Here is a 6,392-nt window from a genome sequence, read left to right on the forward strand (position 1 = left end):
AAGGGGCCCCTCCACCCGGGCCTGGCCACCGACGGCCCAGCCGAAATCGTCAAAGTGACGAGATGGGAGTACGATCCCGCATATGAACACAGCGGACCTTGGGCTGCCGGTGGATGTTCCCTCGACGGCGCTCTTCACCGACCAGTACGAGCTGACGATGCTGCAGGCCGCGCTGAAGGCCGGTACGGCCGAGCGGCGCTCGGTCTTCGAGGCCTTCACGCGGCGGCTGCCCGAGGGGCGGCGCTACGGCGTCGTCGCGGGGACCGGGCGGGTGCTCGACGCCGTGGAGAACTTCCGGTTCGACGCGGGCGTCCTGGACTTCCTGCGCGAGCGGAACATCGTCGACGAGCCGACCCTCGAATGGCTCGCGGACTACCGCTTCCGCGGGGACATCTGGGGTTACCCCGAGGGCGAGGTGTACTTCCCGGGCTCGCCCATCCTGCGCGTCGAGGGCTCCTTCGCCGAGTGCGTGCTGCTCGAGACCGTGATCCTGTCGATCCTCAACCACGACTCCGCCATCGCCGCGGCCGCCTCGCGGATGTCCGCGGCCGCCGGTGAGCGGGCGCTGATCGAGATGGGCGCGCGCCGCACGCACGAGCTGGCCGCCGTCGCCTCGTCCCGGGCCGCCTACATCGGCGGCTTCAACTCGACCTCGGATCTCGCCGCCGGCTTCCGCTACGGGATCCCCACGGTCGGCACCTCCGCGCACGCCTTCACGCTCCTGCACGACAACGAGCGCGACGCCTTCACCGCCCAGGTGGACTCGCTCGGGCGCGGCACCACGCTGCTCGTCGACACCTACGACGTGACCGAGGCCGTACGGCTCGCGGTGGAGATCGCCGGGCCCGAGCTCGGAGCCGTCCGGATCGACTCCGGTGACCTGCTGCTCGTCGCCCACCGGGTGCGTCAGCAGCTCGACGAGCTCGGGGCCGCCCGTACGAAGATCGTGGTGACCAGCGATCTCGACGAGTACGCGATCGCCTCGCTCGCCGCCGCGCCCGTGGACGCCTACGGGGTCGGCACCCAGCTGGTGACCGGCTCCGGGCACCCCACCTGCTCGATGGTCTACAAGCTCGTCGCCCGCGCCGAGTCCGCCGACGAACATGCCCCGCTGGTGCCCGTCGCGAAGAAGTCGCTCGGCGCCAAGTCCTCGATGGGCGGCCGCAAGTGGGCCGCGCGCCGCGTCGACGAGGACGGTGTCGTCGAGGCCGAGGTGATCGGCACGGGTGCGGTGCCGGCCGACCTCGCCGGCCGGCAGTTGCAGGTCGAACTGGTCAAGGGCGGCGAGGTGCTCGGCCGCGAGTCGCTCGACGTCGTACGGGACCGGCACGCGGCCGCCCGCGCGGGACTGCCGCTTTCCGCGACCCAGCTCTCGCGCGGCGAGGCGGTCATCCCCACCGAGTACGTGTGACCGACAGGTGACCCGGAGGGCGCGGACCCCCAAACGCCCTCTCCCGCAACGGACTTGAAGTCTCTACTCTCGGTCGGAACGGCCGAGTCGACGACCGCCGACAAACGAAGGACAGGGATGATGCGCCGCGCCTTGATCGTCGTGGATGTGCAGAACGACTTCTGCGAGGGCGGCAGCCTCGCCGTGGCCGGCGGCGCCGACGTGGCCGCCGCGATCACCGACCTGATCGGCGAGACCGGCGGGCCGTGCTACCAGCATGTGGTCGCCACCCGTGACCACCACATCGAGCCGGGCGGCCACTTCTCGGAGCACCCGGACTTCCGTGACTCCTGGCCGGCGCACTGCGTGGCCGGCACCGAGGGCGTCGGCTTCCATCCGAACTTCGCCCCGGCCGTCGCCTCCGGCGCCGTCGACGCGGTCTTCGACAAGGGCGCCCACGCGGCCGCGTACAGCGGCTTCGAAGGCGCGGACGAGAACGGTGTGACGCTCGCCGACTGGCTGCGCGACCGCGAGGTCACCGAGGTCGACGTCGTCGGGATCGCCACGGACCACTGCGTACGGGCCACGGCCCTGGACGCCGCCCGCGAGGGCTTTCGCACCCAGGTCCTGCTCGACCTCACGGCCGGGGTCGCGAAGGACAGCACGGAGCGGGCTCTGGAGGAGCTCCGCGCCGCCGGCGTGGAGCTGTCGGGCAAGCCGGTCGTCTAGAGCCTGAGCCCGGCCCTGAGGCGCGCGGCGCCCGGCCCTGGGCCGGCGCGGCTAGACCACGTACCGGGTCGTCTGCGGCGTCATGGTCCTCAGGAGCGCCCTGATCGGGTGCCACAGCTCCTCGGCCGTGTCGGGAGCGCCCCGCCATATCAGGCCGTCCGGATGGTGCAGGACCGCCGTGATCTCGTCCGGGGTGGGCGGCGCGGTGTTCCCGCGCAGGTAGATCGCGCGCAGCCCGAGGTTGCGCAGCCGGGTCAGAGCCCGGGCGCGGTTCGCCGCGTGGACCACGACCCGTACCCCCGGAGCCCCGCTGGGACAAGGGTTCGGCAGGTCCAGAGCCACGACCACATCGCCGCCCGGAAGTCTGCAGAATCCGCCACCAGCCATCCAGAATCACTCCCCCGTGAGACGCCCTGTCAATAAGAACCGCACAGCAAGCACAAAAGCACGTTCGGCCGCCGCCCGCTAGAGGGCGACGGCCGAACGTACTGTGACCTGCGGTTTAACGGATTACTTCGAGGAAGGCCCGACCTTCACGGTCATCGTCGAGCCGCTCAGCGGCTGGTCGACGATCGTGATCTTCGTGTTGGTGTCAGTGATCTTGACACCGCCGAAGGGGTTCGCCTCGTCGTAGTACGAGTGGCGCCCGTCGTCGAAGACCGGGACGCCCAGCTTCCAGTTGATCTTCGCCGCGACACCGTTGCGGTGCAGCGTGAAGCCCTGCGCCGGGAGCCAGCTGAAGGTCGAGTCGTAGGACTGGATGCGGTTGCGCATCAGGTCCTTGCCGGGGACCTTGTCGAGGTCCTCGGTCCAGCGCTCGGCCTTCGGGTGCGCGTCCACCGGCAGGATCAGACCCTCACCCGGGTGCACCGAGGTGTTGTTGTCCGGCTGCGAGGTGTCCCACTTCCAGATCAACAGGCCCTTCTGGTACGGGAAGTGCTCGACCCAGTTCTCCCGGGTGGTCGCCCAGCCGAAGTTGTACGGGCCGGTCTTGAGGGTCTTGTCGTACGACACGTACTGGCGGTTCTCGGCGATGTAGAACTGGTCGTAGTCGTTGGTGATCGACTCGCCGACGCGCGAGAAGCCCTTGGGCGTCCAGCCGTTGTCGTCGCCCTCGGCGCCGTCCGTGAACAGGGCGGTGCCGTCGGCCACGACGGAGATGTCGTCGGCCGCGAAGCCGACCATGTTGACGCCGCCGTCCGTCTGGTAGCGGAAGCGCAGGTCGATCTTCTGGCCCGCGTAGGCGTCGAGCGAGTACACGAGCTTCTTGTACGCACCCGAAGCGCCGGTCAGGGCCGGGGCGCCGGAGGCGTCGCGCGGGAGCGCCGCGCCGTCGGCGGTGCCGTCGACCGGCGTGTAGCTGGCGCCGCCGTCCGTGGAGACCTCGGCGTACGCGTAGTCGTAGTCCTGCTCGATGTCCCACCAGCCCGAAAGCTCCAGGCTCGCCTTGGACTTGCCGGTCAGGTCGACCGAGCGGGTCAGGGTGTTCTTGAGGTCGTCACCGCGACCGGACCACCACTGCTTGGCGCCGTTGGCGGGCTTCACGACCGGGGTCGTGACTTCCTTCTTCGGCAGTTCGACGACCAGCGCCTGCGGGTTGGCGGTGTTGTACTCCGCGACACCCAGCTTGTGCGTGGACTTCGTGCCGGCCTTGGCCACGTCGTAGTCCAGCCAGCCCAGCTGCAGCTTGTCCCAGGCGGTCATGTCGCCCGGCAGATCGCCGATCGACTCCTTGCCCTCGCCGAGCCACGAACCGGACGACATCAGCGACCAGTACGCGGTGGAGTTCTCGCCGCCGCCGGAGGTGTCGTACAGGTCCGGCAGACCCAGGTCGTGGCCGTACTCGTGAGCGAAGACGCCGAGGCCGCCGTTCTCCGGCTGCACGGTGTAGTCGCCGACCCAGACCCCGGTGTCACCGATCTGCGTGCCGCCGGCCCTGTTCTCGGACGGGCCGGTGCGGCCTGCGTCCGTGCCGTACGCGTACCAGCGGTGCGCCCAGATGGCGTTGGTGCCCTCGGCGCCGCCGCCCGCGGACTCGTCCTCACCGGCGTGCACGATCTGGAAGTGGTCGATGTAGCCGTCGCGCTCGTTGAAGTTGCCGTCGGCGTCGAAGTCGTAGCGGTCCCACTGGTCGTACTCGGCGAGCAGGGCCTTGATCTCGGCGTCGGTCTTGCCGGCGGCCTTCTGGTCCGCGGCCCACGCGTTGGTGCCGTCGCGGACGACGTCCCAGACGTTGGCGCAGTTGGTGGAGCCGCAGTAGTTCGAGCCGTAACGGGCCTCGTTGTACTCGACCTTGACCCAGTCGGAGACCTGGCCGTCGACCGAGTAGCGGCCCGAGGACTGCTTCTCGTAGTACTTCTTGACCGACTCCTTGTCCTTGCCGGTCGCGAAGTACAGGTCCTGGAAGTGCTGCTGGTTGAAGTCCGCGATCCAGTCCGTGGAGTTGTCGTCTCCACGGTCGGGCTCGGGGATCTCGTTGTGCTGCGGGCCCGGCGTACCGCCGAACTTCTTGACCGGCGGCTTGGGACCCTCGCCGTCCGGGTCGAACATCGTGGTGTCGTCGACCTTGTCGCCGAACTCCACCAGGATCGTGAAGATCTTGTCCGTCTTCTGCCGGCCCAGCTCGACGTACTTGCCGTCGTCCAGCTTCACGACCTTGGAGCCGGAACGCGTCTCGGCCTTCGCGTCGCCCGAGACGACCTCCTGCAGAGCGGCCTGGCGCTCGGCGGCCTGCTGCTCGCTGAACGGGCCCTCGAGGTCGTGGTCGACATGCTCCTTGCCCGGTGCCGGGTCATGACGCTCCACGCCCGAAGGGGCGCTCGGCATGTGATCCTCGGCCTGAGCGGTGCCGTACGACATCGCTCCGGTGGCGGCCAGGGCCACACCGACGGCGAGCGCGCGTATGGAACGGCGTCTGCCTGTCTGACTGTTCACTTGGGTGTTGTCCTCCCCCGCGACAGCGGCTGCGGATGGGGAGTCCGGAATCGGAGCGATCCGCGCGCGGTGTCGCGTCACAAGTGACGACATTCGACCGGAGTTACGGGAGAAAAGACAGACCTTGACTTCAGACGCCCAAGTACGTTAGTTGCAGCGCGAGTTGCACTATCCGGACACTTTCCGGGGCCCGTACGGCGCGCCCATCTCAGCGCATGAGATACGAAATGAGCCCGTGCGCCCCCCATGCATCGGCACCGTGGGTTAGGTCACGCTTACTGGCCGTTCCAGCAGGGAATCCGTCGTCATAGAGTCAGTTGACGGTGATTTTGCCCGAGCAGCCCGATCGCACGACCGACACCCCCGCACCCTCCTAGAGGACGGTTCGCCATGCCGCGTCCGACTGCCGCACAGCTCGTCTACGGAACCGTGACGGTCGTGATCGCCACGCTCGCCATGCTGCTGCTCTCCCAGACCCGTACCGGTCTCGGGGTCGCCGTCATCACCGTCGCCGCCCTGGGGCTCGGCCTCCTGGTCGCGGTGACCGTGCCGGTGCCGCGCCCGGCGCCCGCGGCCGCCCGCGCACCCGAAGTCCGCGCGGAGCGCGTGCCGTTGCCGCGTGTGCACACCGGGGCCGAGGTGCGGATCGAGTCGCGCGTCGGCGAGCACTCCCTGCGCAACTGAGCGAGCGTTCCGGACATACGTGGGCGGCGGGACCGTGCGCTGCGCACGGTCCCGCCGCCTGTGTTCGCCGTCCCGTCGGTCAGACGGTGCTGACCACCACCGTCTTCGCGGCCTTGTCGTGCAGGCCCTGCTTGTACGGCTTGTCGACGGACATCATCACGATCAGGATCAGCCACCACACACACGGGCAGCACAGGAGCGCCGGCAGCCAGAGCACGGCGCCGCGCATCAGCGCCGCGTTGGACTGGGGGGTGGAGCCGTCCTGGAGGTTCGCCACGCGCAGGTTCATCAGCTTCTTGCCGACGGTCTGGCCGTTCTTCTTGACCATGAACCACTCGTAGCCGACGAAGGCCACGCAGGCGATGAGCGTCCAGATGAAGGACGAGCCGCTGTAGCTCTGGCTGACCACGTCACCGAGGTCGTCCGTGTCCGTCTCGACCTTGCGGAACGGCAGCTGGATCACGGCCAGCGGGATACCGATGATCAGCGCGTCGATGATCCGGGCCGCGACGCGCTTGCCCATGTCGGCGAGCGGGGGCATGCCCTGCAGCGGGTCGGGGCCGCCGCCGTACCCGCCGAAGGCGCCACCGGCTCCGCCTGAGCCGTACGGGTCGCCGCCGCCGGGGGGAGGCGGCGGGGGCGGGGTGTTGTACGG

6 protein-coding genes are annotated in these 6,392 nt (G+C 69.3%); 3 read left to right on the plus strand and 3 right to left on the minus strand.

The window, feature by feature from the left end; genetic code table 11:
* Positions 1-82: 82 nt before the first annotated feature.
* Both G6045_RS05725 and G6045_RS05730 read left to right on the plus strand, forming a co-directional pair.
* The gene (locus G6045_RS05725) at positions 83-1,411 is read left to right on the plus strand and encodes a nicotinate phosphoribosyltransferase (RefSeq protein WP_165330698.1); all 1,329 of its coding nucleotides are present in this window, start codon (positions 83-85) and stop codon (positions 1,409-1,411) included.
* Positions 1,412-1,531: 120 nt separating this feature from the next.
* Positions 1,532-2,119 (plus strand): isochorismatase family protein, encoded by a 588-nt coding sequence (locus G6045_RS05730; protein ID WP_165330699.1) that lies wholly within the window; start codon positions 1,532-1,534, stop codon positions 2,117-2,119.
* Between the two features lie 51 nt (positions 2,120-2,170).
* Here G6045_RS05730 and G6045_RS05735 read toward each other — a convergent pair whose 3' ends face one another.
* Positions 2,171-2,506, minus strand: coding sequence for a hypothetical protein (locus G6045_RS05735; protein WP_165330700.1), 336 nt, complete (start codon positions 2,504-2,506; stop codon positions 2,171-2,173).
* Positions 2,507-2,629: 123 nt separating this feature from the next.
* A complete protein-coding gene (locus G6045_RS05740; RefSeq protein WP_456243467.1) occupies positions 2,630-5,053 on the minus strand; it encodes an immune inhibitor A domain-containing protein in 2,424 nt (807 codons plus the stop codon).
* A gap of 390 nt (positions 5,054-5,443) precedes the next feature.
* Between G6045_RS05740 and G6045_RS05745 the strand changes: the two genes are divergently transcribed.
* On the plus strand, positions 5,444-5,737 hold the full coding sequence (locus tag G6045_RS05745) for a hypothetical protein (protein ID WP_165330702.1): 294 nt from the start codon (positions 5,444-5,446) through the stop codon (positions 5,735-5,737).
* A gap of 79 nt (positions 5,738-5,816) precedes the next feature.
* Here the strand turns inward: G6045_RS05745 and G6045_RS05750 are convergent.
* On the minus strand, positions 5,817-6,392 hold a 576-nt coding region (locus G6045_RS05750; RefSeq protein WP_165330703.1), incomplete at its 5' end, for an RDD family protein.

It is taken from the genome of Streptomyces mesophilus, assembly GCF_011044995.1.
GTDB lineage: Bacteria > Actinomycetota > Actinomycetes > Streptomycetales > Streptomycetaceae > Streptomyces > Streptomyces mesophilus.

Excerpts from the sequence above, each read along its gene's own strand:
- G6045_RS05735 (WP_165330700.1), bottom strand. The coding sequence starts at position 2,506 with ATGGCTGGTGGCGGATTCTGCAGACTTCCGGGCGGCGATGTGGTCGTG.
- G6045_RS05745 (WP_165330702.1), top strand. The coding sequence starts at position 5,444 with ATGCCGCGTCCGACTGCCGCACAGCTCGTCTACGGAACCGTGACGGTC.
- G6045_RS05725 (WP_165330698.1), top strand. The coding sequence starts at position 83 with ATGAACACAGCGGACCTTGGGCTGCCGGTGGATGTTCCCTCGACGGCG.
- G6045_RS05730 (WP_165330699.1), top strand. The coding sequence starts at position 1,532 with ATGCGCCGCGCCTTGATCGTCGTGGATGTGCAGAACGACTTCTGCGAG.